The following is a 23,784-nucleotide window of genomic DNA, read 5'->3' as shown; positions in this document are numbered from 1 at the left end:
ATGCCCGGCAGGGCAATGAGGGGCGGCGCCAACTTGGGCGACTTACCGCCAGGGCAATGCAGACCCAACCTCAGACAATGAAAAACCCCATCCCGGTTTCCCGGAACGGGGTTTCAATTCGCAGGCCGGAAAGGTTCGGCTAGACCTTACGTATTCATCGAGTCGAAGAAATCGCCATTGGTCTTGGTCTGCTTCAGCTTGTCGATGAGGAACTCGATCGCGTCGGTGGTTCCCATCGGCGCCAGGATGCGGCGCAGCACGAAGATCTTCTGCAGATCCGAGCGCGGGACCAGCAGGTCCTCCTTGCGGGTGCCGGACTTCAGGATATCCATGGCCGGATAGATGCGCTTGTCGGCGACCTTGCGGTCGAGCACGATTTCCGAATTGCCGGTGCCCTTGAACTCTTCGAAGATGACTTCGTCCATGCGGCTGCCGGTGTCGATCAGCGCGGTGGCGATGATGGTCAGCGAGCCGCCTTCCTCGATGTTACGCGCCGCGCCGAAGAAGCGCTTCGGCCGCTGCAGCGCGTTGGCGTCGACACCGCCGGTCAGCACCTTGCCGGATGACGGCACCACGGTGTTGTAGGCGCGACCGAGGCGAGTGATGGAATCGAGCAGGATGACGACGTCGCGGCCATGTTCGACCAGGCGCTTGGCCTTTTCGATGACCATTTCGGCGACCTGGACGTGACGCACCGCCGGCTCGTCGAAGGTCGAGGAGACGACCTCGCCCTTCACCGAGCGCTGCATGTCGGTCACTTCTTCCGGCCGCTCGTCGATCAAAAGCACGATCAGATAGCATTCCGGGTGATTGGTGGTGATGGAGTGGGCGATGTTCTGCAAAAGCACCGTCTTACCGGTGCGCGGCTGCGCGACGATCAGGGCGCGCTGGCCCTTGCCGAGCGGCGCCACCAGGTCGATGACGCGCGGCGAGATATCCTTGGAGGTCGGAACCTCCATTTCCATCTTCAGCCGCGAGGTCGGATAGAGCGGCGTCAGATTGTCGAAGTGGATCTTGTGGCGGATCTTCTCGGGATCGTCGAAATTGATGGTGTTGACCTTGAGCAGCGCGAAATAGCGCTCGCCCTCTTTCGGGCTGCGAATCGGTCCTTCGACCGTATCGCCGGTCTTCAGCGAAAAGCGCCGGATCTGCGACGGCGAAATGTAGATGTCGTCGGGACCTGGCAGATAGTTTGCGTTGGCCGAGCGCAGGAAGCCGAACCCGTCCTGGAGCACCTCGACCACGCCGTCGCCGATGATCTCGACGTCCTGGGCTGCCAGCTTCTTCAGGATCGCGAACATCAGCTCCTGCTTGCGCATGACGCTGGCGTTCTCGACCTCGAGCGATTCGGCATAAGCGATCAGCTCTGGCGGCTTCTTGTTCTTGAATTCGGTAAGTTTCATTTCTTGCATAGACGGACTCTGGGTGAGCTTTGGGAAAAATATCGGCGGGATGCGACAAATGCCGGGCGCGGCCAAAAACAATGAAGGGCGGCGCATGACGGGAAGGAAGACCCGTCTTTTATCGTCGGTCGGGTGAAAGAGCAAGCCGCGTTTTACGAGGCCTGATCAGCCTCAGAACGGCTTGACGACAACCAGGATCACAATGGCAATCATCAACAATGTGGGGATCTCATTGACGATCCGCCAGTGCTTCGCGGGCTTTTCATTGCGATCTTCGGCGAATTTGCGCACCGCGCCGGCGAGATAGCCGTGAACGGCGGACAGAAGAAGCACCAAACCGATCTTGGCGTGCAGCCAGCCGCCGTGGAATCCAAAGATTTTCCAGGCAAGCCACAGCCCGAACACCCAGGTGACGATCATCGCCGGATTGATGATGCCGCGCAGCAGGCGCCGCTCCATCACCTTGAAGGTCTCCGACTGCACCGACCCTTTCTCGGCATCGACGTGATAGACGAACAGCCGCGGCAGATAGAGCATGCCGGCCATCCAGGAAATGACGGCAAGGATATGGATCGCCTTTGCCCAGGGATAGAAACTGTCCGGTGCGATAAAAAACAAAAGCGCTGTCGCCACGATAAGCACAACGATGCTGATGACCATGCGCATCATCGCCTGTCCGGTGCTGTTGGTGTTGCCAGTGTCCTTCGTGTTGTTTGACTGAGCCATCAGCGTGTCGCGCTCCTCACCTGCTTCACCATCGCCTCGACATGCGCGATCGGCGTCTCCGGCGTGATGCCGTGACCGAGATTGAAGATCAGCGGTCCCTCACCCAACGCTTTCAGGATCGCCTCGACGCCATCGGACAGCGCCTTGCCGCCAGCCACGAGGCGCAAGGGATCGAGATTGCCCTGAACCGCCCCCGAGCGCTGCAGATCCTTCGCAGCCGCCAGCGGCACAGTCCAGTCGATCCCCAGCCCCGTCACGCCGGTCTTCTGGCGATAGGTCCGGTAGCGGGCCCCGGCCCCCTTGGGAAAACCGATGATCGGAACATCGGGATGGACAGATCTCACCTGCCGGACGATCTCTGCCACCGGCCAGACGCAAAACTGGTCGAACGACGCATCGTCGAGCACGCCGGACCAGGAATCGAAAATCTGCACGACATCGGCGCCGGCTTCGATCTGGCGGATCAGATAGGCGGCCGAATGATCGGCCAGCAGTTTCAAGAGATGTTGGAACGCCGCCGGCTCGCGATAGGCAAACAGCCGCGCCGGCGCCTGGTCGGGCGTTCCATGGCCGGCAATCATATAGGTCGCCACTGTCCAGGGCGCGCCGCAGAAGCCGATCAGCGTGGTTTCCTCAGGCAGTTTTGCGCGCAACCGGCGAACCGTTTCATAGACCGGTTCGAGATTCACGTGAAACACATCGCTTTCCAGAGCCGCAATCTCGGCAACCGAGATCGGCGTCAAAATCGGCCCTCTTCCCTCTTCGAAGCGAACGTCGCGGCCAAGCGCATGCGGAACGACAAGGATGTCGGAAAACAGGATCGATGCGTCGAAGCCGAAGCGCTCGATCGGCTGCAGCGTCACTTCGACGGCAAGGTCTGGATCGTAGCAGAGGTCGAGGAACGAACCGGCGCGCCTGCGTGTTTCGCGATACTCCGGCAGATAGCGTCCAGCCTGGCGCATCATCCAGAGCGGAGGCGGAAACTGAGTCTCGCCCTTCAGGACGTCCAGCATGATCCGGCTTTTGGGCATCGAGCGCTCGCCTCTCCCAGCCTGCCTATAATCTTAAAGATTCTTATATCTAAGATTCTTCTGATTCTAAGAGTCTGTTGGTTGTGGTGGTTGTCTCCTGTCCCGCTTCATCAGTCAAAAAGCCAGCAAGCATATTGTCGCGCGCTTCTCTCTCCCGGCTGCAGGGTTCTGGGGATAGTCCGGAATCCATCATCGGTTACAAAGCGTTAGGGAGTCGCGGAAAAAGCCCGCCCTGTGGACAGAAGAAAGGCAAAGGAGACCGTCCCCAGACTTGTCCCCAGCCGCCCGACGCGACTGACAGCACAGCGAATTGTGGACAAACTGCCATCTGATACAGTCGCCTCCGACAGGCCTCTCTTTCTGTCCCGGTTTATCCACACAAGCCCACAGCCCCAGGTGATCCCTGTGAACAAACCCCAGAGCTTCTTTCACCTGCACCTGATTTCCGACGCGACCGGCGAAACGCTGCTCGCCGCCGGCCGGGCGGCTTCGGCGCAATATAAGGACGCGCGCGCCATCGAGCACATCTACCCGCTGATCCGCACCGAAAAGCAGGTGGCCAAGGTGTTCGAGGATATCGAGGAGGAGCCAGGCATCATCCTCTATACGGTCGTCGACCAGAAGCTGGCGCGCGGCATCGACGAGCGCTGCGCCACCATGGGCCTGCCCTGCGTCTCGGTGCTGGAGCCAGTGCTCACCGTCTTCCAGTCCTATCTCGGCACCCCGGCCGGCCGGCGCGTCGGCGCCCAGCATGTTCTCGACGCCGAATATTTTCGCCGCATCGATGCGTTGAACTTCACCATGGAGCATGATGACGGCCAGCTGCCGGCCAATATGGACGATGCCGATATCGTGCTGATCGGCATTTCACGCACGTCGAAGACGCCGACCAGCATCTATCTCGCCAATCGCGGCATCAAGACCGCCAACATCCCGATCGTGCTCGGCGTGCCGGTGCCGGAAAGCCTGGTCAGCGCCTCGAAGCCGCTGATCGTCGGGCTGATCGCCACCGCCGAGCGCATCTCGCATGTCCGCCAGAACCGCATCCTCGGCAACAGCAGCACCTACGAGGCATCGGACTATGTCGACCGCGCCGCCATCACCGAGGAGCTCGCCTACGCCCGCCAGATCTGCACGCGCCATGGCTGGCCGATGATCGACGTCAGCCGCCGCTCGATCGAGGAAACGGCGGCGGCGATCGTTGCTCTGCGGGGGAAGACGCGCTAGGGCAGACGAGATACGTGAGCATTCCGTCACGCACCCCTCATCCGACCTCGCTTCGCGAGGCCACCTTCTCCCACAAGGGGAGAAGGAAGAGCCTGGCGCCGGCGCCCCGCAAAGACCATCGGTTGGCGATTTGCGGCAGCGTCAACGCAGCACTTCCCTTCTCCCCTTGTGGGAGAAGGTGGCCGAGCGCAGCTCGGTCGGATGAGGGGTGCGTGACGGAACGCCAACCCTGGTAAACAAGCATGACCGAAAAAATCATCCTCGCCTCAGGCAGTCCGTTCCGCAAGGCGATGCTGGTCAATGCCGGCATCGACGTCGAAGCCGTCCCGGCCGATGTCGACGAGCGTGCGCTCGAGGCGCCGTTGCAAAACAGCGGTGTTTCGCCCGAGGATGTCGCGCTGATACTGGCCGAGGCCAAGGCCACGGAGGTCAGCGAACGCCGGCCCGGCGCCCTGGTGCTCGGCTGCGACCAGACGCTGTCGCTTGGCGACGAAGTGTTCCACAAGCCGGCCGACATGGAGGGCGCACGGCGCCATCTCCTGGCGCTGTCGGGCAAGACCCATCAGCTCAACAGCGCCGCCGTGCTGGTGCGCGACGGCAAGGTGCTGTGGCGCCATGTCGGCATCGCGGGGATGACCATGCGCAAGCTCGACCCCGGCTTCATCGGCCGCCATCTCGCCCGTGTCGGCGCCAAGGCGCTGACCAGCGTCGGCGCCTACCAGATCGAAGGCGAAGGCATCCAGCTGTTCGAGAAAATCGAGGGCGACCATTTTACGATTGTCGGCCTGCCGCTTCTGCCGCTGCTGGCGGAACTGCGCACACTGGGAGCGATCGATGGTTGAGGCCTCGAAAAAAGCCTTCGTCACCGGCCATCCGATCAAGCATTCGCGCTCGCCGAAGATCCATGGCCACTGGCTGGCAAAACATGGCATCGACGGCAGCTACGAGGCGATCGATGTGGCGCCGCAGGATTTCGCCGAATTCATCGCGACATTGCAGGCGGCTGGTTATCGCGGCGGCAATGTCACCATTCCGCATAAGGAAGCTGCCTTCGCGCTTGCCCACCGCCGCGACCAGGCGGCCGAAGAGATCGGCGCTGTCAACACGCTTTGGTTTGAGGACGGTGTCCTGTGGGGCGGCAACACCGATGGTCACGGCTTTGCCGCCAATCTCGATGATTACGCGCCGGGCTGGGCGGACGCGGGCCCTGCCGTGGTACTCGGCGCCGGCGGCGCATCCCGCGCGGTCATCCAGGCGCTGAAGCAACGCGGTGTCGCCGACATCCGCATCGTCAACCGCACCCTCGCCCGGGCGCAGGAATTGCGCGATCGTTTCGGCGCCGGTGTCTCGGCGCATGGCACGGCGGCGACCAATGAGCTGCTGGCCGATGCCGGCCTGCTGGTCAACACCACCGCGCTCGGCATGGTCGGCAATGAAGGCCTCGCCGCCGATCCGGCCCTGCTGCCGGACCATGCTATCGTCACCGACCTCGTCTATGTGCCGCTGGAGACGCCGCTGCTTGCCGCCGCGCGCGCCAGGGGGCTGAAGACGGTCGACGGCCTCGGCATGCTGCTCAACCAGGCGGTACCCGGCTTCGAACATTGGTTCGGTGTCAGGCCGCAGGTGACGGCTGAGCTCCGCGCGATCATCGTTGCCGATCTGGTGCCGAAACCATGATCGTGCTCGGCCTCACCGGCTCGATCGGCATGGGCAAGTCGACGACGGCAAAGATGTTCGCCGAGGCGGGCGTGCCGGTCCATGATTCCGACGAGGCGGTGCATCGCCTCTATTCGGGCGCGGCGGCGCCTTTGGTCGAGGCCGCCTTTCCCGGCACCACGGTTGGCGGCGTGGTCGACCGCGCAAAGCTTGGCGCGCGCGTGCTTGGCGATACAGCCGCGCTGAAGCGGCTGGAAGCGATCATCCACCCGCTGGTCCGCGCCGATGCCGATGCCTTCCTGGCCAAGCATCGTAACGCGGGCGAATCGATCGCCGTGCTCGATATTCCGCTGCTGTTCGAAACCGGCGGCGGTAGCCGCGTCGACAAGGTCGTCGTCGTCACCGCGCCCGCCGAAGTGCAGCGCCAGCGCGTGCTGGCGCGGCCGGGCATGACGGAGGAAAAACTGGCGGCGATCCTGGCCAAGCAGGTGCCGGACGCGGAGAAACGCAGGCTGGCGGATTTCGTCATCGACACCGGCCAAGGGCTCGACGCCGCGCGGGCGGCTGTTGCGGCGATCATTGCCGAACTCCGGGGATAAGTCCGGCGAAGCCAGTTACTGACGCCACCGTGTCAGCATTGCCCATTGCCATTTTGTTCCGGTGTCATGATTCTGCTCCTTTGGAGCGACTGATTCGATGCGCGAGATCATCTTCGATACGGAAACCACCGGCCTTGATTCGCGCGACGACCGCGTGATCGAGCTGGGCGGCGTCGAGCTGGTCAACCGTTTCCCGACCGGCAGGACGTTCCACCACTATATCAACCCGCAGGGCCGAGCGATCCATGAGGAGGCGCAGGCGGTGCACGGTATCAGCGCGGCCGATCTCGCGGGCAAGCCGACCTTCGCCGAGGTTGCGCAGGAGTGGCTGGACTTCACCGATGGCGCCAAGCTGGTCGCGCACAACGCCACATTCGACATCGGCTTCCTCAATGTCGAATTCGGCCGGCTCGGTCATCCCGTCGTCGATCCCGGCCGTGTCGTCGACACGCTGGCGCTGGCGCGCCGCAAGCACCCGATGGGTCCCAATTCGCTCGACGCGCTCTGCCGGCGCTACGGCATCGACAACACCAAGCGCACCAAGCACGGCGCGCTGCTCGATTCCGAATTGCTGGCCGAGGTCTATATCGAGCTGATCGGCGGCAAGCAGGCGGCGCTTATCCTCGACAGCGCCACCGCGCCGGCGCAGGGCGAGAATGTCAGGCACATCGAGATCATCGTCGCCGAGCGCCCGCGGCCGCTGCTGCCGCGCCTGACCGAAGCGGAGCGTGCCGCACATGCCGCCATGGTCGCCACGCTCGGCGAAAAGGCGCTGTGGCTGAAGGCCAATTCATCCGAAGCAAGCGCCGCCGCGTCCTCATAAATACGGCCACTCACACCGCCCAAGCGCCGAAACCGCAGCAATGATCCGCGCGAATGCCTCGGCGGCAGCGGGCACCGTGCTGCGGGCGCGCAGAAAACTGTGCACCAGGCGCTTCTCCTCATGCCACCACGCCTTGCCGCCGGCCGCAACGATGCGATCGCGATAGGTCTCGCCATCCGACGACAGCGGATCGCACTCGGCTGAGATGATCACCGTCGGCGGCAGACCGGAAAAGTCGCTGTCGCGCAGGGGGGAAAATGTCGGATCGTCAGGCAATTGCCGCTTGGCCGAGCGGACGTCGCGGTAGAAGGCGATGTCGCCGACGGACAGCAGCGGCGCCTCGGCATGTTCGACATAGGAGCCGGCGCCCTCGTCGCCGCCGAGGCCGGGATAGATCAGAACCTGGCCGACCGCTGGGCGGGCGTGCTTGCGCGTCGCTTGCGCCACGGCTGCCGCCAGATTGCCGCCGGCGCTCTCGCCGCACAAGATGAGCGGCAGGCCCGACGTCTCCGCCGCCCAAGCAAACGCTGCCATCGCATCGTTGAAGGCGGCGGGATGAACATGCTCCGGCGCCAGCCGATAGTCGACCGACAGCACGTCGAAGCCGGTGCCGGCGCAGATCTCGGCGCAGATGTCGTCATGGCTGTCGAGGTTACCCAGAATGAAGCCGCCGCCATGGAAATAGAGCACCATGGCCCGCGCGGCCTTGCCGACAAGCTGGTAGTGGCGGATCGGTATGCCGTGACCCGAAGCGGCGACCAGGCCGTCACTGACTTTGACCCCCGGCGTGCGGCCTTGATGGAAAGCCCGGCACATCCGGTCATAGACTTCGCGCTGCTTGTCGATCGGCAGGCCGATGATCTCAGGCGGATACCAGGCGTTCACCGCATCGATATAGGCCCACAGCGCCGGGTCGAGCCGTGTTTCATACTTGCCGCGGCTGGTCATGTCGGTCTGCTGTCATAGGTCGGCGTAGAGCGCAGCCGCATTGTCGAAGTTGAAGCGCAGCGGCACCGAGCCCTCGACCTGCCAGGCGGTGACCGTCTCACCAGCCAGCAGCCGGCAGGCGCCGTCCGTGTCGGTGATCGCGCCGCCATAGAGCCGGTTGGCAAGGTTGAGGATGCCGGTCTGGTGCATCGCCGCGCTGCCGCTGCCGCAGGCGTCCTTGACCAGAAGCACGCGAAATCCCTTTGCCACGGCGTCCTTTACGGTGGCGTCGATGCAGGCCTCGGTCCAGACGCCGGCGACGACAAGCCATTCAATGCCGGAGGCCTTCAGCCGATCGGCGGCCGGACCGGTGCGAAAGGCACTGGCCTCGGCCTTGATCAGCAGCGCCTCGTCCCCGGCCGGCGCCACCTCATGGCAGACCTCGGTCAGCGGATCGCTCTTGTCTGAAAACGCCGATTTGCCGTCGGCGCCAACGGGATGAAAGGGCCGGTCGTGCTTGTCGAGATCGACGACATAGGCCCAGTGCTGGAGCGGCACATTGTTGGCGCGCGCCGCCGCCTGCAGGCGCTGGACGTTGGCGAGGATGTTGCCATAGCCCTCGACCAGATAGCGCGGGTCCTGCCGGTGCTCTTCCTGCAGGTCGATGAACACGGCGGCGACGGTGCCGCGCTTGATGGCGATAGGGGATTTCATGCTGCGCCTTCTTCCATCTGCCGGCGGGACAGGGAGGGAACGAGGCGCTCGTTATGAGCGTTGGTTGCCAGCATCAAACCTGCGTCTCCAGAAACTCATCCTCATAGGGAAAACGCGACAGAAGCTCAGTGCCTGTCTCGGTGATCAGGATCTCGTCCTCCAGCTTGACGCCCTCGCGGCCGCCCTTCTCGCCGATGTAGCTTTCCACGCTCACAACCATGCCTGGCACGATATGGCCGTCGCGGCCATAGGTCTCGTAATCCATGGCATGCGCGATGAACGGTGTCTCGCCATGCATGCCGACACCGTGCATGACCGACGTGTAGCGCTGGTCGACGAAGCGGTCCGGGATCTTCCAGGCCTTCTCGGCGATCTCGCGAAACGCCATGCCGGGTTTGACGATCGAAATATTGTGCTGAACCTGGTCATGCGCCATGCGGTAGAGCGACTTCTGGTAATCGGTCGGCTTGCCTGGCCCACAGCGGAAGGTCCGCGAGAAATCGGAGTAATAGCCGTAGCAGCCGATCGTGTCGGTATCGAGCGCGAGCAGCTCGCCCGGCCGGATCTTGCGGCCGCTCGCCTCGTTGAACCATGGATTGGTGCGCTGGCCTGATGTCAGCAGCCGCGTCTCGATGAACTCGCCGCCCTGGCGGATCACCTCGCCATACATGATGGCAAACAGCTCGTTTTCGGAAACGCCGGGCTTGATCGCCTCGCGCACCGCATAAACGGCGGCCTCGGCGCCGGCCATCGACACCTGCAGGCATTTCACCTCTTCCGGCGTCTTCACCGCGCGCACCGCCAGGATCTCGCCCTGGCAATCCTTGACCTCGCAGCCGCGCTTTTCCAACGCCAGTGCCTGCAGATGGCTGCAGCGGTCGAGCCCGAGCTTCATCGAGCCGCCGCCATGTTTCTTCAAGAGCTCGGCGATCTCGTCGGCGAAGGGGCCGGCGGTTTCGTCGTCGCGGCCGGAGACCGACGACCAGACCAGCTTGGATGGCCGCGCCTCATCGATCGTGTCGAGCACCATCGAGACATGGTAGCTCTGCGGATACTCGAACAGCACGATCGGCCCTTCGGTCGGGATAAAGAAATAGCGGGTCGAGTTGCGCAGGAAATAGCCGAACATGTTGCGCGAGCCGGTGGCGTAGCGCTGGTTGTACGGGTCGAACAGCACCACCCCGCCATAGCCGGCGTCACGCATCCAGCCGCGCAATTTGGCCAGCCGGCCTTTGCGCAGCGCGTCGGCATCGATGAAGGACGGCTCGGTGTCCGACAGCCACATGCCGCCAGCCGGATCGGCCGCCGCGGGGTGTCGCATGCGGTCCTTGAAGTCGACGTCTTCGGTGCTGTCGGGGTCGAATACGACGATGCTCATTTGTGCCTGGCCTTGGTGGGTTGGGAGGTCCGACCATGGCGCAGGAGGGGCGAAGGCATTGTGCGGAAAACCGCGTGTGTTGTGCGGGATACCGCTGACGCCTCTGTTAACCGATCAACACATGATCGAAGGCGGTCGGGCCATTCATCGGTATTGTGGCGGCATTCCAACTCAGCGAATATATCCATGCCTATTGGAGCTCAAATCGTGCCAAGAAAAGAACCGGCGATAGACATGAATGCGCTACGGCTCAGCGCTAGGAAAGAAGTGGCGCGGAATTATTCGACTTCGCTCATGTCCAATACAAAATGGCGCACTTTGTTCAAAGCACTGGAAGCCTCTGACGTTGATATCAAGGGAATCGCAGTCAAGTTCCTTGGCGACAGCCATGAATGGTCACCAGTATTCCCTGGTCTATACCCACCCCACGCTTACGTGGATCTATGGCCTTTGAATGTCCACCCATTGGTCGAGATAGAGTGGATTGAATTCCGGCGGATTGTGGTGAAGACAAGACCAAACAATGTGCCCCCGGCGCTTCTTCCGCAAGACGTAGACGCTATTCGCACAGTGATCGAGGCCACCGGCAAACGCTTCCCTATTGAAGTTACCGAACAAGGTTTGCGCATCGTCGGCCACCTGAAGTAGCCACGGCTACTTTCCGCCGATCTTCGCCGTCGGGGGCAAGGGCCTAATGCCGTCGCGCCAATTTCGGCGGATGCCCATGCTCCTCGCGAAACGCCCGGGCAAAGCTCGACATCGAGGCAAAGCCGCAGGCCAGCGCTACGTCGCGCACCGCGAGTGTCGAATGCGCCAGGAGATCCGCGGCGCGTTTCAGCCTGAGTCGCCGGTAGTAGCCATTGGGCGAGATAGCGAGTTCGGAGCGAAAGGAGCGCTCGAGCTTGTCGGACGACACGCCGAGCCGCGCCGTCAGCTCCACCATGCCGAGCCGCTCCTCGACCGCGTCCTCCATGATGGCGATGGCCGACAGCACCAGCTCGTTCTGCACGCCGGTGCGAAGGCGCAGCGGCATCAGCTTGCGGTCGACGCTGGAACGCAACTGGCTGTGCACGAACCACTCGGCGACGCCGGCGGCAAGTTCCGCGCCGTAATCCCTTGTGATGATCTCCAGCATCATGTCGAGGCTGCCGACGCCGCCGGCCGAGGTGAAGCGCTTGCGGTCGATGACATAGAGGTCGCGCCGCAGCTCGATGTTGGGGAAAGCCTCGGTGAAGGCGGCCTGGCTGGTCCAGTGCAAGGTGCAGGCATGGCCGTCGAGCAGGCCGGCCCGTGCCAGGAAGAACGCCGCATCCGCCACCGCGCCGATATGGGCGCCGTTGCGCAGGCTGCGGCGGATCCAGCTCGCCGCGTCCTCGGCGACGAGGTGATCGGCATCGCCGCCCGAGCAGACGACGATGCGGTCAACCTTCGGCGCATCCTCCGCGTAAAAACCCGGCTGGATGACGACGCCGTTGGAAGCCTCGACCGCGCCTTTCGTGCCGCCGACGATGATCCAGCGATAGCACTGCCGCTTCGCCAGGATGTTGGCCGCACGCAGCGGCTCGATCACCGAGCTGAACGCCATCATCGGAAAGCCGGGGAACACCAGCACCGCGAAGGTCAGGGGTTCTGTGGGTTTTTCGGGTTCGCGCGTGGCCATGGCCGCTACATCTCGGGCGAATGAGGTTTTGGGTCAATGGTAATTGGCGACCGATGCGCGAAGCGCGGTTTGCTTTGGCCGTCGGGACGGCGGTGAAAAAGTTCGTGTGACGTCGGCGGGACAGCACCCCCCTCTGGCCTGCCGGCCATCTCCCCCGCAAGGAGGGAGATTGGCAGCTTGGACGCCGCCGCTCGTCTTGCAACGTTCGAGATTGGCGAAAGCGGAAGTGACATCTAATCTCCCCCCTTGCGGGGGAGATGTCCGGCAGGACAGAGGGGGGTGTGAAGGATCGCTACAGAACCAGTTTACCTTGCGCCGTAGCATCCGTGAATCGGCCGAAGAACCAACGCATGGTTTGCCACTCAGCCCCCCAGCGCCTGCTCCAGATCAGCAATCAAATCATCGCCATCCTCGATCCCCGCCGACAACCTTACCAGCGAATCCGATATGCCGATCTCCGTCCGCTTCTCGGCCGGGATCGACCCATGCGTCATCAGCGCCGGGTGCTCGATCAGGCTCTCCACCCCGCCGAGGCTTTCGGCCAGCGTGAACAGTTGCGTGCGTTCGAGGAAGCGTTTGGTGCCGGCAAGGTCGCGGTCGAGCACTGCTGATATCATGCCGCCGAAGGCATGCATCTGCTGAACGGCGATGGCGTGCTGCGGGTGACTGGCGAGGCCGGGATAGATCACGCGGCGCACATCCTTGCGCGCTTCCAGCCACTGCGCGATCTTCAGCCCGTTGTCGGAATGGCGCTCCATCCTGAGCGCCAGCGTCTTCAGCCCGCGCAAGGCGAGGAAACTGTCGAACGGCCCCGATATGGCGCCGATGGCGTTCTGCAGGAATTTCAGCTGGGCGGCGAGTTCCTTGTTGTCGCCGACCACCGCCACGCCGCCGACCATGTCGGAATGGCCGTTGAGATACTTTGTCGTCGAATGCACGACGATGTCGATGCCGAGTTCCAGCGGCCGCTGGATATAGGGGCTGCAGAACGTGTTGTCGGCGACCGTGAGAACACCCTTGCGCTTGGCGAGCGCGGCGACGCCTTCGAGGTCGACGATCCGCAGCAGCGGGTTGGTCGGCGTCTCGACCCACAGCAGTTTCGTCTCCGGCCGGATTGCCGCCTCGACCGCGGCAAGATCGGTGAAGTCGACGAAGGAGACCTGGAGACCCGCCGAGCGCTTGCGCACCCGCTCCATCAGCCGGAACGAACCGCCATAGATGTCGTCGGTGGCGACGATATGGGCGCCGGAATCGAGCAGCTCCAGCACCGTCGAGATCGCCGCCAGGCCCGAAGCGAAAGCGAAGGCGGCGGTGCCGCTTTCGAGATCGGCCACGGCGCGCTCGAAGGCAAAGCGCGTCGGGTTCTGGCTGCGCGCGTACTCGAACCCCTTGTGCACGCCGGGCGATTGCTGGGCAAAGGTCGAGGTGGCGTAGATCGGCACCATCACCGCGCCGGTGAGCGGATCGTGGCTCTGGCCGCCATGGATGGTGCGCGTCGAAAAGGCCAGGCGGTTCTTGCCGGCCGGCGGGGTATGTTTGGTCATCGTGCGCGCCTCAGATGGTTGATCAAGTCGATGCGGGTGATCAGGCCGACGAACTCGTCGCCGTCGAAGATGATGGCGACCTCGTTGCGGTCGAACACCGGCAGCAGTGCGTCCAGCGTCTGGCTGGCCTGCAGCGTGTGCAGATTGGAGGTCATCGCGGTGCGCACCGGGCCGTTGAAACGCTCCCAGCGTCCGTCATAGGGACCGTCGACCTTGGCGAGGATATCGCTTTCGTCGACGATGCCGATCAGCTTGCCGTCTTCAAGCACCGGCAGTTGCGAGACATCGGAGCGGCGCATGCGGCCATAGGCGTTGAGCAGGCTTTCGTCCGGGCCGACATAGACCGTGTCGCCGGTACGGTGCGAGCGCATGACGAGGTCGCGCAGATCGCCATGCTGCTCGTGCTCGGCCAGGCCCTGTTCGGCCAGCCAGAAATCGTCGAACACTTTCGACAGATACTTGTTGCCGCTGTCGCAGACGAAGGTGACGACGCGCTTGGCCGACGTCTGCTCGCGGCAATAGCGCAGGGCCGCCGACAAAAGCGTGCCCGACGACGAGCCGGCCAGAATGCCTTCGCGCGACAGCAGATCGCGCACCGCCAGCATGCTCTGCTTGTCGGTGATTGAATAGGCCTTCTTGACCAGCGACAGATCGGCATTGGGCGGCACGAAATCCTCGCCTATGCCTTCCACCGTCCAGCTGCCGGCCTCTTCCATCTTGCCGGTCTTGATCAGCGGCGCCAGCACCGAGCCGACCGGATCGGCCAGCACCATTTCGGTCTTGGGCGAGACTTTCGCGAAGTAGCGGCCAAGCCCGGTCAGCGTGCCGCCCGAGCCGACGCCGACCACCACCGCGTCGACGTCGCCATCGAGCTGCGAAAAGATTTCCGGGCCGGTCGTCGTCTCATGCGCCAGCGGATTGGCCGGGTTGGCGAACTGGTTGGCGTAGAAGGCACCGGGCACATCCGCCGCGATCTTCTCGGCCATGTCCTGGTAATATTCGGGATGACCCTTGCCGACATCGGAACGCGTCATGCGCACTTCGGCGCCCAGTGCGCGCAGATGCTGGATCTTTTCCCGCGACATCTTGTCGGGCACCACCAGCACGATGCGGTAGCCCTTGGGGATACCGACCTGGGCAAGGCCAAGGCCGGTATTGCCGGCGGTCGCCTCGACGATGGTGCCGCCCCGCTTGAGCTTGCCCGCTTTCTCGGCGGCGGCGATCATCGACAGCGCGATGCGGTCCTTAATCGAGCCGCCGGGGTTCTGGCTTTCGAGCTTGATGAACAGCCGGCATTTGCCGGTGTCGAACTTGGTCAGCTCGACCACCGGCGTCTGGCCGATCAGGTCGAGAACCGAGGCGTAGGGAGGGCGCAGGCGGGAGGTTGCGCTGTCCGAGGGGCCGCTGTCAGGCGCGGCGACCTTCTGCTCGCTCATTCAGATGCTCCATGATCAAGCGACCGCCTCGGGGGCAGAGCGGCAGCGTAGCCTCTTTTCCAGCCGTTTGTCGCGGGAAAGAAGATAGAACGTGCCAATCACCCGGCCAGACGGGGAATGAAATTCCAAGCGGCACCGGCTTGCCCGGTCCGGCGCCCAAGGCCGGGCCTCCGTCAGGTGCTATATGATGGCGGCCTGGCCCTCGATTTCGATCAGGAAATCCGGATTGGCGAGACCGAGCACGCGTATGCCCGTCACCACCGGCGGCGGCCCGCGATCCGCCCAGAACGCCATCCAGGCGCCGAAGGCCGGCCTGATATCGGCGTCGCCGACAATGTAGATCGACAGGCGGACGAGGTCTTCCAGCCTGGCGCCGCCGGCTTCGAGCACCATCGCCAGATTGGCGAGCGCCTGCGCGGTTTGCGCGGCGATGTCGCCCTTGCCGACAATCCGGCCATCGGCGTCGACGCCGTTCTGGCCGCCGATCAGCACGAGGCGGGCCGAGGCGGGCAGCGCCACGCCTTGCGAATAGGCCGGGTTGCTGTGCATGCCCTTCGGGTTCAGCCGCTCGATGACCATTTTGTCTCCTCTCCCGAAAAAATGCCACGCCACGAAAGGGCAATCGGCCAGCCCGTTCAACGCACCATCTCGTTCGTTGAAGCCGCCATTTTCGACATGCTAGCCGAACGGGATGCCAGCCGGAACACACGGGCCGCGCGATCCTGACATCCCAGGAGGAGACAGCCGATGAAGATCATCGCCTATGACAACTTCAAGCCCGGCGTCACCCTCGAAGCGCTAAAACCCTATCTGCGCGACGAGGTCTCGAATGTCTGGCGGCTGTGGAAGGCTGGCATCGTGCGCGAAAACTATGCGCGTGCCGATGTCGGCGGCGTCATCATCGTTTTCGAGCTCGACAGCGTCGAGGAGGCCAGGCGCTACACCGACGACTTTCCGCTGTCGAAGGCCGGTCTGCTCGAATGGCATTTTCTTGCCTTCGATCCGGCCCCACTGCCGCTCGAATATCTGTTCGACCCCGACGTCGACATCGCCCAACCCTGGGACCGGACCGCGGCATGATCCGGTCGAGCGAGGGCATCGAGATTCCGGCCAGCCTGGCCGAATGGTGCGATCCACACCGCATGGCGCTGGTGGTCTACGACATGCAGGTCGGCATCTGCCGCCAGGTCGCCGGCGCGGCCGAAATCGTCGAGCGCACCGGCATCGTGCTCGAAGCCGCTCGCTCGGCCGGCATGCGGGTGGCGTTCACGCGCCACCTCTCACTGCCGCGCAAATGGATGGGCGCCACCCAATTGCGCACTGCCATGGCCTGGCAACGGCGCGACAGCCCCGACGTGGTCGAGCCGTGGTTTTTGGCCGACGCCGAAGCCACGCGAATCGTCCCTGAACTCGCGCCCCGCGCCGATGAAGCGGTGTTCGACAAGCTGACCATGTCGGCCTTCGATTCCACGGCGCTCGGCTTTGCGCTCGGCGATTGCGGCGTGCGCGCCGTCGCCCTTGCCGGCATCGCCATGGAGATCGGCATCGAGCCGACCGTCCGCCAGGCGACCGACAACGGTTTTACGGCCGTGGTGATCGAGGACGCCTGCGGCTTCGGCAACCGCGAAGCACGCGACCGCTCGATGGCGACGCTGCGTTTCCTCGGCGAGGCGGTCATCACCGACGTCGCCGGCTTTTGCGGCGCGCTGGCCGATGCGGCCTGAGGGGCGAAAGTGTCAGGCCGCCGCCTCGATGTCGGTGCGGAAGCGCACGCCCTCGGCGCGGCCATGCACGCTGCCCCAGTCGTAGAGCGCCTGGAGCGCTTCGGCGAGATCGTGGCCGCGCTTGGTCAAGGCATAGCGCGCCTTGCCGTCGGGCGATGTCTCGAGCACGACGAAGCCGATCTCGACGAGGTCGGCGAGCCGCTGCGTCAGCATCTTGTCGGACAGCGAGGGGATCATCCGCCGAAGTTCGGAATAGCGCAGCGGCCCTTGCTTGATCCGCGCGATGATCACCGTTTTCCACTTGCCGCCGAGCGCGTCGAGCGCGAACTCGACCGGGCAGCCATAGAGTCTACCGCGTTGTGTCATGCACCGATCCTAGGCAAGGCGCCGCGGCGACGGAAGCGGATTTTGCCCGGCCATGTGGCCAGATTGCCGGGCCCGGTTTTGTCGGCGACAGTTTCATGAGGGAGAGCGCAGATGAGTGTCAGGGATGCCAATCCAGTCAACGCACGCAAGCCGAAGCGTGTGGCCATCGTCATCGCCAATCCGGCCATCTCGACCACGACCGGATGGCCGGTCGGCTTCTGGTGGAGCGAGCTGACCCACCCGTGGTTCGCCTTCACCGAGCGCGGTTATGCCGTGGACATCTTCTCGCCCGAGGGCGGCAGATGCGAGGCCGACGCGCTGAGCGACCCGCGCGATCCCTCGGGCTATTCCGAGACCGATCTCATCTCGCTCGGCTTCCTGTCGAGCCCGAAACTGGCGACCCTGGTCGAGACCACGCGGCCGGCGGCGGAGATCGATGTCGACGGCTTCGACGCCATCGTCGTCGCCGGCGGCCAGGCGCCGATGTTCAGCTATGAGCGTGCAACAGACCTGCAGCGGACCTTTGTCGCCTTCCATGAAGCGGGCAAGGTGACGGCCGCACTCTGCCACGGCACCGCCATCCTGCGTTACGCCAGACGCGCCGACGGCTCGCTGCTTGCCGCCGGCAAGACGGTGACCGGCTTCGCCAATGCCGAGGAGGATTTCGCTGACAACGCGACCTGGGAGATGGGCGCGCTCGAGCGCGGAAAGCATCTGATGCCCTGGCGCATCGAGGATGAGTTGAAGGCCATCGGCGCCAACTATGTCCAGGCCGGGCTGTGGCGCGGCTTTGCCGTGCGCGACGGCAATTTGATCACCGGCCAGCAGAATTTTTCCGGCGCCGAAACAGCGCGCCTGGTGTGCGAGGCGCTGGGCGGCTGAACGCTCTCTCTTTGAATTGACGCAATTCCGGACGGAAAACCGCTTCACACTTTTCCTGGAATTGCTCTACCCCAGCAATTGCTTGCTCAGCCGCGCGCACTGGACGCGAATGTCGGGAATGGCGTCGATCTCGAAGAAGGTGCCGCGCGTCAGCGGGCCGACGGCGAGGATTTTGCGCGAGACCGTGCCGTCGCCGGCGATGATCTCGCAATTGGCCGAGACGTCGAGGCCGATGCGCATCGGATCGGGCCTGCCGAGCCCGCGGTCGACCAGCGAGCGCACCACGCTGTTCGACGAGGTCGAAATGTCGCGCACGATGCCCGAGCAATCATAGATACGGGCGACGTCGAAAGTCTCGACGAGCTGGCTGTGGCGCGACTGGACGTCGACGCTGAAAGTCTCGCCCGGTGCGATCCCGACGACGCGGCCGGCAACAAGCCGGATGCGGCCGGATTGCACGGCGTCGGTCACCTTGGCGTAGACTTCCGGCGCCATGCGATGGCGATGGATGTCCCACCAGGCCTTGGTGTGCTCGACGAAGCGACGCTTGGCCGAAGCCGGCCAGTTCTGCCAGATCTTCTGATTGAACGGCCTGAGACCGTCGACCACGTCGCGCCAGTCGATGCCGGCCTTCTGGTTCTCGCGGATCAGGTCGCGGAACCAGCCGACGAAATAGGACAGCTGGGTGCCGAGCGGAATGTCGGCGACGTCGAGCTTGATCGGATTGCCCTTGCGGTGCGGTGACGGCAGCAGGCCGCGCCGGGAAACGGCGATAATTTGGCCCGTATGGCCGCGCTGTTCCAGCGCCAGGAACGCGTCGACCATGCTGAGGCCGGTGCCCAGCACCATGACGCGACTTTCGGGGTCGAGCGCCGTGTCGGCCTCCGAGCCCATGCGGATCGCATGGCCCTGCGCCGGCTGTTCGTCATGGCCGGTGGCGAGTATGGCCAGATGGGCGACGACGCTGGTGCCGTTGGCAAGCGCCACCTCGACGCCGGAGGCGGTCGGCGTGATCGACAGGCTCTCTTCGTGGATCAGGCGCAGCCGCCCGCTCGGCTGTTCGCGCGCTTCGAGCTCGTCGAGCAATTCGCCGAGATAGCGGGCATAGAGGCTGCGCGGCGCGTAGAAAGGTGTCTGTGGCGTCTGCTCCGGGTCGACCAGGCCACGCCCCTGCAGCCAGCGCCAGAAATTGCCGGGATCGTCGGCATAGGCGCTCATGCCGGCGGCGCTGACATTCAGCACATGCGCCGACAGCAGCGTCGAATAGGCGATGCCCTGGCCGAAATGCGGGCGCTTTTCGATCAGCGTGACTCGCAGATCCGGATTGGACGATTTCAGGAGATGCGCGGCCATCACGACGCCGCTGGCGCCGCCGCCGACAATGATGATGGAACTGGCGCGCCCGCTCATGCGCGCCTCCGCATAGTGCCAGGCGTCAGGCCTGGACCTTCACCGTGACTGGGAGTTCGTCGATGACGATGTCGCGCATCTCGGCAAGGCTGCGCTGGTCGAGCACCTCGGCGATCGCCTGCCGGACCTCGAGCATCAGATGACGGACTTGGCATGTCGCCTCGTTGCAGTCTTCACAGCGCTGATATTGCGTGCGGCTGGCGCAGGGAATTGGCGCCAGCGGCCCGTCGAGGACGCGCACGACATGGCCGACCTTGATCTCGTCGGCTGGGCGCGCCAGGCGGTAGCCGCCATCCTTGCCCTTGCGGCTCTGGACGAAACCGGCATTGCGCAATTCGCCCAGTATGGCGTCGAGAAATTTCTTCGGGATGTTGTTGCCGGTCGCGATGTCGTTGACGAAAGCCAGCTGCCCGGCCGGCATGTGCGCCAGATGGACCAGCGCCTTGAGGCCGTACTTGCCTTTTTTGGTGAGCATTGACCGAACGTTTCTCTGTCCTGCGATGGCCGGGCCATCCCTGCGAAACGCCTGGCGAGCCTCCCCGCCGCGCCCAAGCATCCATGACACATAAATTCTAGTGACATGATGTACAAGCCGAGAAACGTTGAATTTGCTTCGTTTTCAAGCCGCAATAGCCATTTTGTCAGGCCTTTGTGCCAATAAGAGCACAGAAATGCATCTCGACGGCGACGAGGCGACAAATGGTTTCCCGCAGGACAGCAGTGCCTTGCGCCGAGTCCTGCGGTGGCGGGAGCCGATGCATGCCGTGAGCGATCATGGTTATGGAATGCTCGCTCATCGTCACCTCCAACTCCCTCATGTCGATAAGGATACTATACTTACCCTCGAACACGCGGAACGGCTTGTCAATTCCGCAGCTGTTTGGAGCATGGGTTTGCCTGATATTGGCCAAGGCGAGAATTTATCATTCGTGCGTGAACGGCACAGACAGCAGTCGAGTGCCGGAGCCTCCTCAACTTCGTCATCCACGGGCGGAGCGTCGCTCCTTGCTCGCCATAGCATGACGAAGTCGGGAGGCTCGCGGAGCGCCATTCCTGTTCATACACCGATTTGTCATCGGGCACGGTAACGGTGGCCGCAGCCGCCATATGCGCTTGGGTGCTCCGCTACCGACCGCTTTTTTCCAACAAACCCATCGTCGTTGGAAGGATTTAACTCTACAAGAACGATAGAATTAGCGGACTATTATAGGGCAATCCGGTTTTCTCTGTTTTCATGGAGCCCTTTGATGTCCACGATTTCGCGACGCATTCTCCTTCTGTCCTCGGCCGCGCTTGCCGGCGCCGCCTTCCTCAGCCCGGCTTTGGCCGAAGACCTGAAAATCACCATCGGCTACCAGACGGTGGTCGAGCCCTCGAAAGTGCCGCAGGCCGATGGTGTCTATGAAAAGGCCACCAAGGCGACCATCGACTGGCGCAAATTCGATTCCGGCGCCGATGTCATTGCCGCGGTCGCTTCCGGCTCGGTCGATATCGGTTATGTCGGTTCGAGCCCGCTGGCGGCCGCCGCCAGCCGCGAATTGCCGATCCAGACCATCTTCGTCGTCGGCCTGATCGGCCCGTCCGAGGCGCTGGTCGCCCGCAACGGCGCCGGCATCGAGAAGGTCGCCGACCTCGCCGGCAAGAAGGTTGCCGTGCCCTTCGTCTCGACGACGCATTACAGCCTGCTTGCCGCGCTGAAGCATGAGAATGTCGATCCGAAGTCGGTGCAGATCCTCAATCTCAGGCCACCAGAAATCGCCGCCGCCTTTGCCCGCGGCGACATCGACGCGGCCTACGTCTGGGATCCGGCACTCGGCCAGATCAAGACATCAGGCAAGGTCGTGCTGGATTCCTCGCAGGTCGCCGCCTGGGGTGCGCCGACCTTCGACGCGTGGATCGTGCGCACTGACTTTGCGCAGAAGAACCCGGAAGCGGTGCGCGACTTCGTCAAGGTGACGGGTGCGGCCTATGCCGAGTACCTCGCCAAGCCCGACGCCTGGTCGGTGTCGTCGCCGCAGGCCGGCAAGATCGCCAAGCTCACCGGCGCCAAGCTGGAAGAGGTGCCGGAGCTGTTGAAGGGCTACGTCTTCCCGACGCTCGAGGAGCAGGCCTCCGACAAATTCCTCGGCGGCGGCACGGTCAAGGCGGTTGCGGCGGCCTCCGCCTTCCTCAAGGAGCAGGGCAAGGTCGACGCCGTGCTGCCGGACTATTCGAAATATGTGACGTCGAAATACGTCACCGAGGCGCTGGCCTCGAACTGAGCGCCCGACGTCACCTGAACGCGCGCGGATCTTCTTCCCTGACGCCGTGCGTGCTGCCCCGGAACTGCTGACGAGGAGCCGTTCCGGGGCAGTCGGATCTCAACAGACCTCCTGAGAGGCCCCATGCCGCATCTCGTGCTCGACAAGATCTCGATCCAGTATGAGGGCCAGCCGGCACCTGCTGTCGAGCGTGTGTCGATCGACGTCGCCGGGGATGATTTCGTCGTGCTTGTCGGCCGTTCCGGCTGCGGCAAGACCTCGTTGCTCAACGTCGCCGCCGGCCTGGTCACGCCGGCACGCGGCAGTGCCACGATCAATGGCCAGCCGATCACGGCACCCGGCTCGGATCGCGCCGTGGTGTTCCAGAACGATGCGCTGTTTCCCTGGCTGACCGCGCGGGAAAACGTTGCCTTCGCACTGCGGCTGCGCGGTGTCAGGCCGGCCGAGCGGGCGCGCCGCGCCGACCAGCTTCTGGCGCTGGTCAAGCTTGACCGTGCCGGCGACAAGCGCATCTGGGAGCTGTCCGGCGGCATGCGCCAGCGTGTCGGCCTTGCCCGCGCGCTCGCTGCCGAACCGCAATTCCTGCTGCTCGACGAACCGCTCGGCGCGCTCGATGCGCTGACGCGCGAGCGCATGCAGACGACGCTGCTGGACCTCTGGACGGCAAGCCATGCCGGCGTGCTGATGGTCACGCACGGCATCGAGGAGGCGCTGGTGCTCGCCACCCGCATCGTCGTGCTGGCGCCAGGCCCGGGCCGCGTGGTGCGGACCTTCGAGCCCGGCTTCTCCAGGCGCTACGCCTCGGGCGAGGCCATCCGCGCGATCAAGGCCGACCCGGCCTTTGCCGCGGCGCGCGGCGAACTGACCGACGCCATCTTCGAGGGAGAAGCGGCATGACCATTTCCTCCTACACCGAGCGGCCCGGCTCCAGCACCGAAGAGACCGACGGCCTGTCGGTGCCGTGGTCGCGGCCGAGCCCGAAACGCCGGGGCGTTTCGGCGCGCATGATCAGCGCGGTCACCATACTGGTGGTGCTGGCGGCGTGGGCGCTGTCGGCCCGCCTGCAACTGGTGTCGCCGGTGTTCCTCCCCTCGCCGGTCGCGGTGTGGAACAAGTTCATCGTGGTTATCAGGGACGGCTTCGTCGATGCGACGCTGCTGCAGCACACTGTCGCCAGCCTTGGCCGCGTGTTTGCCGCGCTCATGGCGGCGCTTCTCATCGGCGTGCCGGTGGGTCTGGCCATCGGCATCAGCACCATCGGCCGCGGCATTTTCGATCCGCTGCTGGAGTTCCTGCGGCCGATCCCGCCGCTCGCCTATCTGCCGCTGGTCATCATCTGGTTCGGCATCGGCGAGCCGTCGAAAATCCTGGTGATCACTATCGCCATGCTGGCGCCGGTCGCGCTGTCGACCGCATCGGGTGTTCGCGGCGTCTCGCAGGAGCGTATCAACGCCGCGCGCTCGCTTGGCGCGACGCGCGCGCAAGTGGTCCACCACGTCATCCTGCCCAGCGCGCTGCCGTCGATCCTGACTGGGCTGCGCATCGCGCTCGGCGCCGGCTTGTCGACATTGGTCGCGGCCGAACTGGTGGCCGCGACGCGCGGGCTGGGTTTCATGATCCAGTCGGCGGCGCAGTTCCTGGTCACCGACGTGGTGATCATGGGCATTCTGGTCATTGCGGCGATCGCCTTCGTGCTCGAATTCACCATCCGCCGGATCGAGCGCGCGCTCGTCCCGTGGGCGGGACGCGAATGATCAACCCAGGAGGCTCGACATCCATGGCCCATCCAGCCCCGGCATTGTTCGCTTTCTTCGCGACCCGGCTGCACCTGACGCGGCACAGCGACAAACGGCTCGACGACACCGATCGCCAATCGCCGGCACCCGTGCGCTGGGACGCCGAGCGCGACCGCCTGCCGCCGCGCGACGAAAGTTTTTACTGGGCCTGGCAGTACTGGTCGCAGTGAGGGGCACACCAAGACAGCGACAATGACGAGCGTCGCGCTCTGTCGCGCCCC

The 23,784-nt window shown here is 64.1% G+C and carries 27 protein-coding genes; 13 read left to right on the top strand and 14 right to left on the bottom strand.

The window, feature by feature from the left end; translation table 11 throughout:
- Window positions 1–146 precede the first annotated feature (146 nt).
- From rho to hemE, 3 genes are all read right to left on the bottom strand, one after another.
- Window positions 147–1,412, bottom strand: coding sequence for a transcription termination factor Rho (rho, locus tag JN279_RS04620; protein ID WP_095202590.1), 1,266 nt, complete (start codon window positions 1,410–1,412; stop codon window positions 147–149).
- A 162-nt stretch (window positions 1,413–1,574) separates the two neighbouring features.
- Window positions 1,575–2,129, bottom strand: coding sequence for a protoporphyrinogen oxidase HemJ (gene hemJ, locus JN279_RS04615; protein ID WP_202352131.1), 555 nt, complete (start codon window positions 2,127–2,129; stop codon window positions 1,575–1,577).
- A complete protein-coding gene (hemE, locus tag JN279_RS04610; protein WP_202352130.1) occupies window positions 2,129–3,160 on the bottom strand; it encodes a uroporphyrinogen decarboxylase in 1,032 nt (343 codons plus the stop codon). The genes hemJ and hemE overlap by 1 nt, the downstream gene beginning before the upstream one ends.
- A 294-nt stretch (window positions 3,161–3,454) precedes the next feature.
- Between hemE and JN279_RS04605 the strand changes: the two genes are divergently transcribed.
- From JN279_RS04605 to dnaQ, 5 genes are all read left to right on the top strand, one after another.
- Complete coding sequence (locus JN279_RS04605) at window positions 3,455–4,387, top strand: pyruvate, water dikinase regulatory protein (protein WP_446720414.1); 933 nt, start codon at window positions 3,455–3,457, stop codon at window positions 4,385–4,387.
- 242 nt (window positions 4,388–4,629) lie between these two features.
- Window positions 4,630–5,229 (top strand): Maf-like protein, encoded by a 600-nt coding sequence (locus tag JN279_RS04600; protein WP_202352129.1) that lies wholly within the window; start codon window positions 4,630–4,632, stop codon window positions 5,227–5,229.
- Window positions 5,222–6,064, top strand: a complete 843-nt coding sequence (locus JN279_RS04595; protein ID WP_202352128.1) for a shikimate dehydrogenase — start codon at window positions 5,222–5,224, stop codon at window positions 6,062–6,064. Before JN279_RS04600 ends, JN279_RS04595 begins: the two co-directional genes overlap by 8 nt.
- Window positions 6,061–6,642, top strand: coding sequence for a dephospho-CoA kinase (gene coaE / locus JN279_RS04590; protein WP_202352127.1), 582 nt, complete (start codon window positions 6,061–6,063; stop codon window positions 6,640–6,642). The genes JN279_RS04595 and coaE overlap by 4 nt, the downstream gene beginning before the upstream one ends.
- Window positions 6,643–6,739: 97 nt before the next feature.
- A complete protein-coding gene (gene dnaQ / locus JN279_RS04585) occupies window positions 6,740–7,465 on the top strand; it encodes a DNA polymerase III subunit epsilon (protein ID WP_202352126.1) in 726 nt (241 codons plus the stop codon).
- Here dnaQ and JN279_RS04580 read toward each other — a convergent pair.
- From JN279_RS04580 to JN279_RS04570, 3 genes are all read right to left on the bottom strand, one after another.
- Window positions 7,460–8,413 carry an alpha/beta hydrolase gene (locus JN279_RS04580; protein WP_202352125.1) on the bottom strand — a complete coding sequence of 318 codons (954 nt, stop codon included), beginning with the start codon at window positions 8,411–8,413 and terminating at the stop codon, window positions 7,460–7,462. The two genes, dnaQ and JN279_RS04580, sit on opposite strands and share 6 nt — an antisense overlap.
- A 12-nt stretch (window positions 8,414–8,425) precedes the next feature.
- On the bottom strand, window positions 8,426–9,106 hold the full coding sequence (locus tag JN279_RS04575; RefSeq protein WP_202352124.1) for an isochorismatase family protein: 681 nt from the start codon (window positions 9,104–9,106) through the stop codon (window positions 8,426–8,428).
- Window positions 9,107–9,179: 73 nt separating this feature from the next.
- Window positions 9,180–10,484, bottom strand: a complete 1,305-nt coding sequence (locus JN279_RS04570) for a M24 family metallopeptidase (RefSeq protein ID WP_202352123.1) — start codon at window positions 10,482–10,484, stop codon at window positions 9,180–9,182.
- Window positions 10,485–10,691: 207 nt separating this feature from the next.
- On the opposite strand from JN279_RS04570, the gene JN279_RS04565 reads away from it, so the two are divergent.
- Window positions 10,692–11,132 (top strand): DUF6678 family protein, encoded by a 441-nt coding sequence (locus JN279_RS04565; RefSeq protein ID WP_202352122.1) that lies wholly within the window; start codon window positions 10,692–10,694, stop codon window positions 11,130–11,132.
- A 43-nt stretch (window positions 11,133–11,175) separates the two neighbouring features.
- Here JN279_RS04565 and JN279_RS04560 read toward each other — a convergent pair whose 3' ends face one another.
- The 4 genes from JN279_RS04560 to JN279_RS04545 form a co-directional block, all read right to left on the bottom strand.
- Window positions 11,176–12,144, bottom strand: coding sequence for a GlxA family transcriptional regulator (locus tag JN279_RS04560; RefSeq protein WP_202352121.1), 969 nt, complete (start codon window positions 12,142–12,144; stop codon window positions 11,176–11,178).
- 362 nt (window positions 12,145–12,506) lie between these two features.
- Window positions 12,507–13,688, bottom strand: a complete 1,182-nt coding sequence (locus tag JN279_RS04555; RefSeq protein ID WP_202352120.1) for a cystathionine gamma-synthase — start codon at window positions 13,686–13,688, stop codon at window positions 12,507–12,509.
- A complete protein-coding gene (locus tag JN279_RS04550; protein WP_202352119.1) occupies window positions 13,685–15,124 on the bottom strand; it encodes a pyridoxal-phosphate dependent enzyme in 1,440 nt (479 codons plus the stop codon). The genes JN279_RS04555 and JN279_RS04550 overlap by 4 nt, the downstream gene beginning before the upstream one ends.
- A gap of 180 nt (window positions 15,125–15,304) precedes the next feature.
- Window positions 15,305–15,703, bottom strand: coding sequence for a RidA family protein (locus tag JN279_RS04545; protein ID WP_202352118.1), 399 nt, complete (start codon window positions 15,701–15,703; stop codon window positions 15,305–15,307).
- Between the two features lie 168 nt (window positions 15,704–15,871).
- Here JN279_RS04545 and JN279_RS04540 point away from each other — a divergent pair, with 168 nt between their 5' ends.
- Entirely contained in the window at window positions 15,872–16,204 is a 333-nt protein-coding gene (locus JN279_RS04540; RefSeq protein ID WP_202352117.1) for a hypothetical protein, read from the top strand.
- Window positions 16,201–16,848: a cysteine hydrolase gene (locus tag JN279_RS04535; RefSeq protein WP_202352116.1), complete on the top strand. Its 648-nt coding sequence runs from the start codon at window positions 16,201–16,203 to the stop codon at window positions 16,846–16,848. The genes JN279_RS04540 and JN279_RS04535 overlap by 4 nt, the downstream gene beginning before the upstream one ends.
- Before the next feature lie 12 nt (window positions 16,849–16,860).
- Here JN279_RS04535 and JN279_RS04530 read toward each other — a convergent pair whose 3' ends face one another.
- Entirely contained in the window at window positions 16,861–17,214 is a 354-nt protein-coding gene (locus JN279_RS04530; RefSeq protein ID WP_096451962.1) for a winged helix-turn-helix transcriptional regulator, read from the bottom strand.
- Window positions 17,215–17,325: 111 nt separating this feature from the next.
- Between JN279_RS04530 and JN279_RS04525 the strand changes: the two genes are divergently transcribed.
- Complete coding sequence (locus JN279_RS04525) at window positions 17,326–18,096, top strand: type 1 glutamine amidotransferase domain-containing protein (RefSeq protein ID WP_202352115.1); 771 nt, start codon at window positions 17,326–17,328, stop codon at window positions 18,094–18,096.
- A gap of 66 nt (window positions 18,097–18,162) precedes the next feature.
- Here the strand turns inward: JN279_RS04525 and JN279_RS04520 are convergent, their stop codons facing one another.
- The 3 genes from JN279_RS04520 to JN279_RS04510 all read right to left on the bottom strand — a co-directional run bounded on the left by JN279_RS04520 (window position 18,163) and on the right by JN279_RS04510 (window position 20,303).
- Window positions 18,163–19,506: an FAD/NAD(P)-binding protein gene (locus JN279_RS04520; protein WP_202352114.1), complete on the bottom strand. Its 1,344-nt coding sequence runs from the start codon at window positions 19,504–19,506 to the stop codon at window positions 18,163–18,165.
- A 25-nt stretch (window positions 19,507–19,531) separates the two neighbouring features.
- Entirely contained in the window at window positions 19,532–19,981 is a 450-nt protein-coding gene (locus JN279_RS04515) for an RrF2 family transcriptional regulator (protein WP_096451968.1), read from the bottom strand.
- A gap of 166 nt (window positions 19,982–20,147) precedes the next feature.
- Complete coding sequence (locus JN279_RS04510) at window positions 20,148–20,303, bottom strand: hypothetical protein (protein WP_202352113.1); 156 nt, start codon at window positions 20,301–20,303, stop codon at window positions 20,148–20,150.
- 450 nt (window positions 20,304–20,753) lie between these two features.
- Here JN279_RS04510 and tauA point away from each other — a divergent pair, with 450 nt between their 5' ends.
- The 4 genes from tauA to JN279_RS04490 all read left to right on the top strand — a co-directional run bounded on the left by tauA (window position 20,754) and on the right by JN279_RS04490 (window position 23,733).
- Complete coding sequence (tauA, locus tag JN279_RS04505; RefSeq protein ID WP_202352112.1) at window positions 20,754–21,767, top strand: taurine ABC transporter substrate-binding protein; 1,014 nt, start codon at window positions 20,754–20,756, stop codon at window positions 21,765–21,767.
- A gap of 123 nt (window positions 21,768–21,890) precedes the next feature.
- The gene (locus JN279_RS04500) at window positions 21,891–22,664 is read left to right on the top strand and encodes a taurine ABC transporter ATP-binding protein (protein ID WP_096451984.1); all 774 of its coding nucleotides are present in this window, start codon (window positions 21,891–21,893) and stop codon (window positions 22,662–22,664) included.
- Window positions 22,661–23,521 (top strand): ABC transporter permease subunit, encoded by an 861-nt coding sequence (locus JN279_RS04495; protein ID WP_202352111.1) that lies wholly within the window; start codon window positions 22,661–22,663, stop codon window positions 23,519–23,521. Before JN279_RS04500 ends, JN279_RS04495 begins: the two co-directional genes overlap by 4 nt.
- Window positions 23,522–23,544: 23 nt before the next feature.
- Window positions 23,545–23,733, top strand: a complete 189-nt coding sequence (locus tag JN279_RS04490; RefSeq protein WP_202353899.1) for a hypothetical protein — start codon at window positions 23,545–23,547, stop codon at window positions 23,731–23,733.
- Window positions 23,734–23,784: the final 51 nt, after the last annotated feature.

It is taken from the genome of Mesorhizobium sp. 113-1-2, assembly GCF_016756475.1.
In the GTDB taxonomy this organism is placed as follows: domain Bacteria; phylum Pseudomonadota; class Alphaproteobacteria; order Rhizobiales; family Rhizobiaceae; genus Mesorhizobium; species Mesorhizobium loti_C.
Note: the sequence above shows the minus strand (reverse complement) of the source record. Positions and strands in the feature narration are given on the sequence as shown.

Excerpts from the sequence above, each read along its gene's own strand:
- rho (WP_095202590.1), bottom strand. The coding sequence starts at position 1,412 with ATGCAAGAAATGAAACTTACCGAATTCAAGAACAAGAAGCCGCCAGAG.
- hemJ (WP_202352131.1), bottom strand. The coding sequence starts at position 2,129 with ATGGCTCAGTCAAACAACACGAAGGACACTGGCAACACCAACAGCACC.
- hemE (WP_202352130.1), bottom strand. The coding sequence starts at position 3,160 with ATGCCCAAAAGCCGGATCATGCTGGACGTCCTGAAGGGCGAGACTCAG.
- JN279_RS04600 (WP_202352129.1), top strand. The coding sequence starts at position 4,630 with ATGACCGAAAAAATCATCCTCGCCTCAGGCAGTCCGTTCCGCAAGGCG.
- JN279_RS04595 (WP_202352128.1), top strand. The coding sequence starts at position 5,222 with ATGGTTGAGGCCTCGAAAAAAGCCTTCGTCACCGGCCATCCGATCAAG.
- coaE (WP_202352127.1), top strand. The coding sequence starts at position 6,061 with ATGATCGTGCTCGGCCTCACCGGCTCGATCGGCATGGGCAAGTCGACG.
- dnaQ (WP_202352126.1), top strand. The coding sequence starts at position 6,740 with ATGCGCGAGATCATCTTCGATACGGAAACCACCGGCCTTGATTCGCGC.
- JN279_RS04580 (WP_202352125.1), bottom strand. The coding sequence starts at position 8,413 with ATGACCAGCCGCGGCAAGTATGAAACACGGCTCGACCCGGCGCTGTGG.
- JN279_RS04575 (WP_202352124.1), bottom strand. The coding sequence starts at position 9,106 with ATGAAATCCCCTATCGCCATCAAGCGCGGCACCGTCGCCGCCGTGTTC.
- JN279_RS04570 (WP_202352123.1), bottom strand. The coding sequence starts at position 10,484 with ATGAGCATCGTCGTATTCGACCCCGACAGCACCGAAGACGTCGACTTC.
- JN279_RS04560 (WP_202352121.1), bottom strand. The coding sequence starts at position 12,144 with ATGGCCACGCGCGAACCCGAAAAACCCACAGAACCCCTGACCTTCGCG.
- JN279_RS04555 (WP_202352120.1), bottom strand. The coding sequence starts at position 13,688 with ATGACCAAACATACCCCGCCGGCCGGCAAGAACCGCCTGGCCTTTTCG.
- JN279_RS04550 (WP_202352119.1), bottom strand. The coding sequence starts at position 15,124 with ATGAGCGAGCAGAAGGTCGCCGCGCCTGACAGCGGCCCCTCGGACAGC.
- JN279_RS04545 (WP_202352118.1), bottom strand. The coding sequence starts at position 15,703 with ATGGTCATCGAGCGGCTGAACCCGAAGGGCATGCACAGCAACCCGGCC.
- JN279_RS04540 (WP_202352117.1), top strand. The coding sequence starts at position 15,872 with ATGAAGATCATCGCCTATGACAACTTCAAGCCCGGCGTCACCCTCGAA.
- JN279_RS04535 (WP_202352116.1), top strand. The coding sequence starts at position 16,201 with ATGATCCGGTCGAGCGAGGGCATCGAGATTCCGGCCAGCCTGGCCGAA.
- JN279_RS04530 (WP_096451962.1), bottom strand. The coding sequence starts at position 17,214 with ATGACACAACGCGGTAGACTCTATGGCTGCCCGGTCGAGTTCGCGCTC.
- JN279_RS04525 (WP_202352115.1), top strand. The coding sequence starts at position 17,326 with ATGAGTGTCAGGGATGCCAATCCAGTCAACGCACGCAAGCCGAAGCGT.
- JN279_RS04520 (WP_202352114.1), bottom strand. The coding sequence starts at position 19,506 with ATGAGCGGGCGCGCCAGTTCCATCATCATTGTCGGCGGCGGCGCCAGC.
- JN279_RS04515 (WP_096451968.1), bottom strand. The coding sequence starts at position 19,981 with ATGCTCACCAAAAAAGGCAAGTACGGCCTCAAGGCGCTGGTCCATCTG.
- JN279_RS04510 (WP_202352113.1), bottom strand. The coding sequence starts at position 20,303 with ATGAGCGAGCATTCCATAACCATGATCGCTCACGGCATGCATCGGCTC.
- tauA (WP_202352112.1), top strand. The coding sequence starts at position 20,754 with ATGTCCACGATTTCGCGACGCATTCTCCTTCTGTCCTCGGCCGCGCTT.
- JN279_RS04500 (WP_096451984.1), top strand. The coding sequence starts at position 21,891 with ATGCCGCATCTCGTGCTCGACAAGATCTCGATCCAGTATGAGGGCCAG.
- JN279_RS04495 (WP_202352111.1), top strand. The coding sequence starts at position 22,661 with ATGACCATTTCCTCCTACACCGAGCGGCCCGGCTCCAGCACCGAAGAG.
- JN279_RS04490 (WP_202353899.1), top strand. The coding sequence starts at position 23,545 with ATGGCCCATCCAGCCCCGGCATTGTTCGCTTTCTTCGCGACCCGGCTG.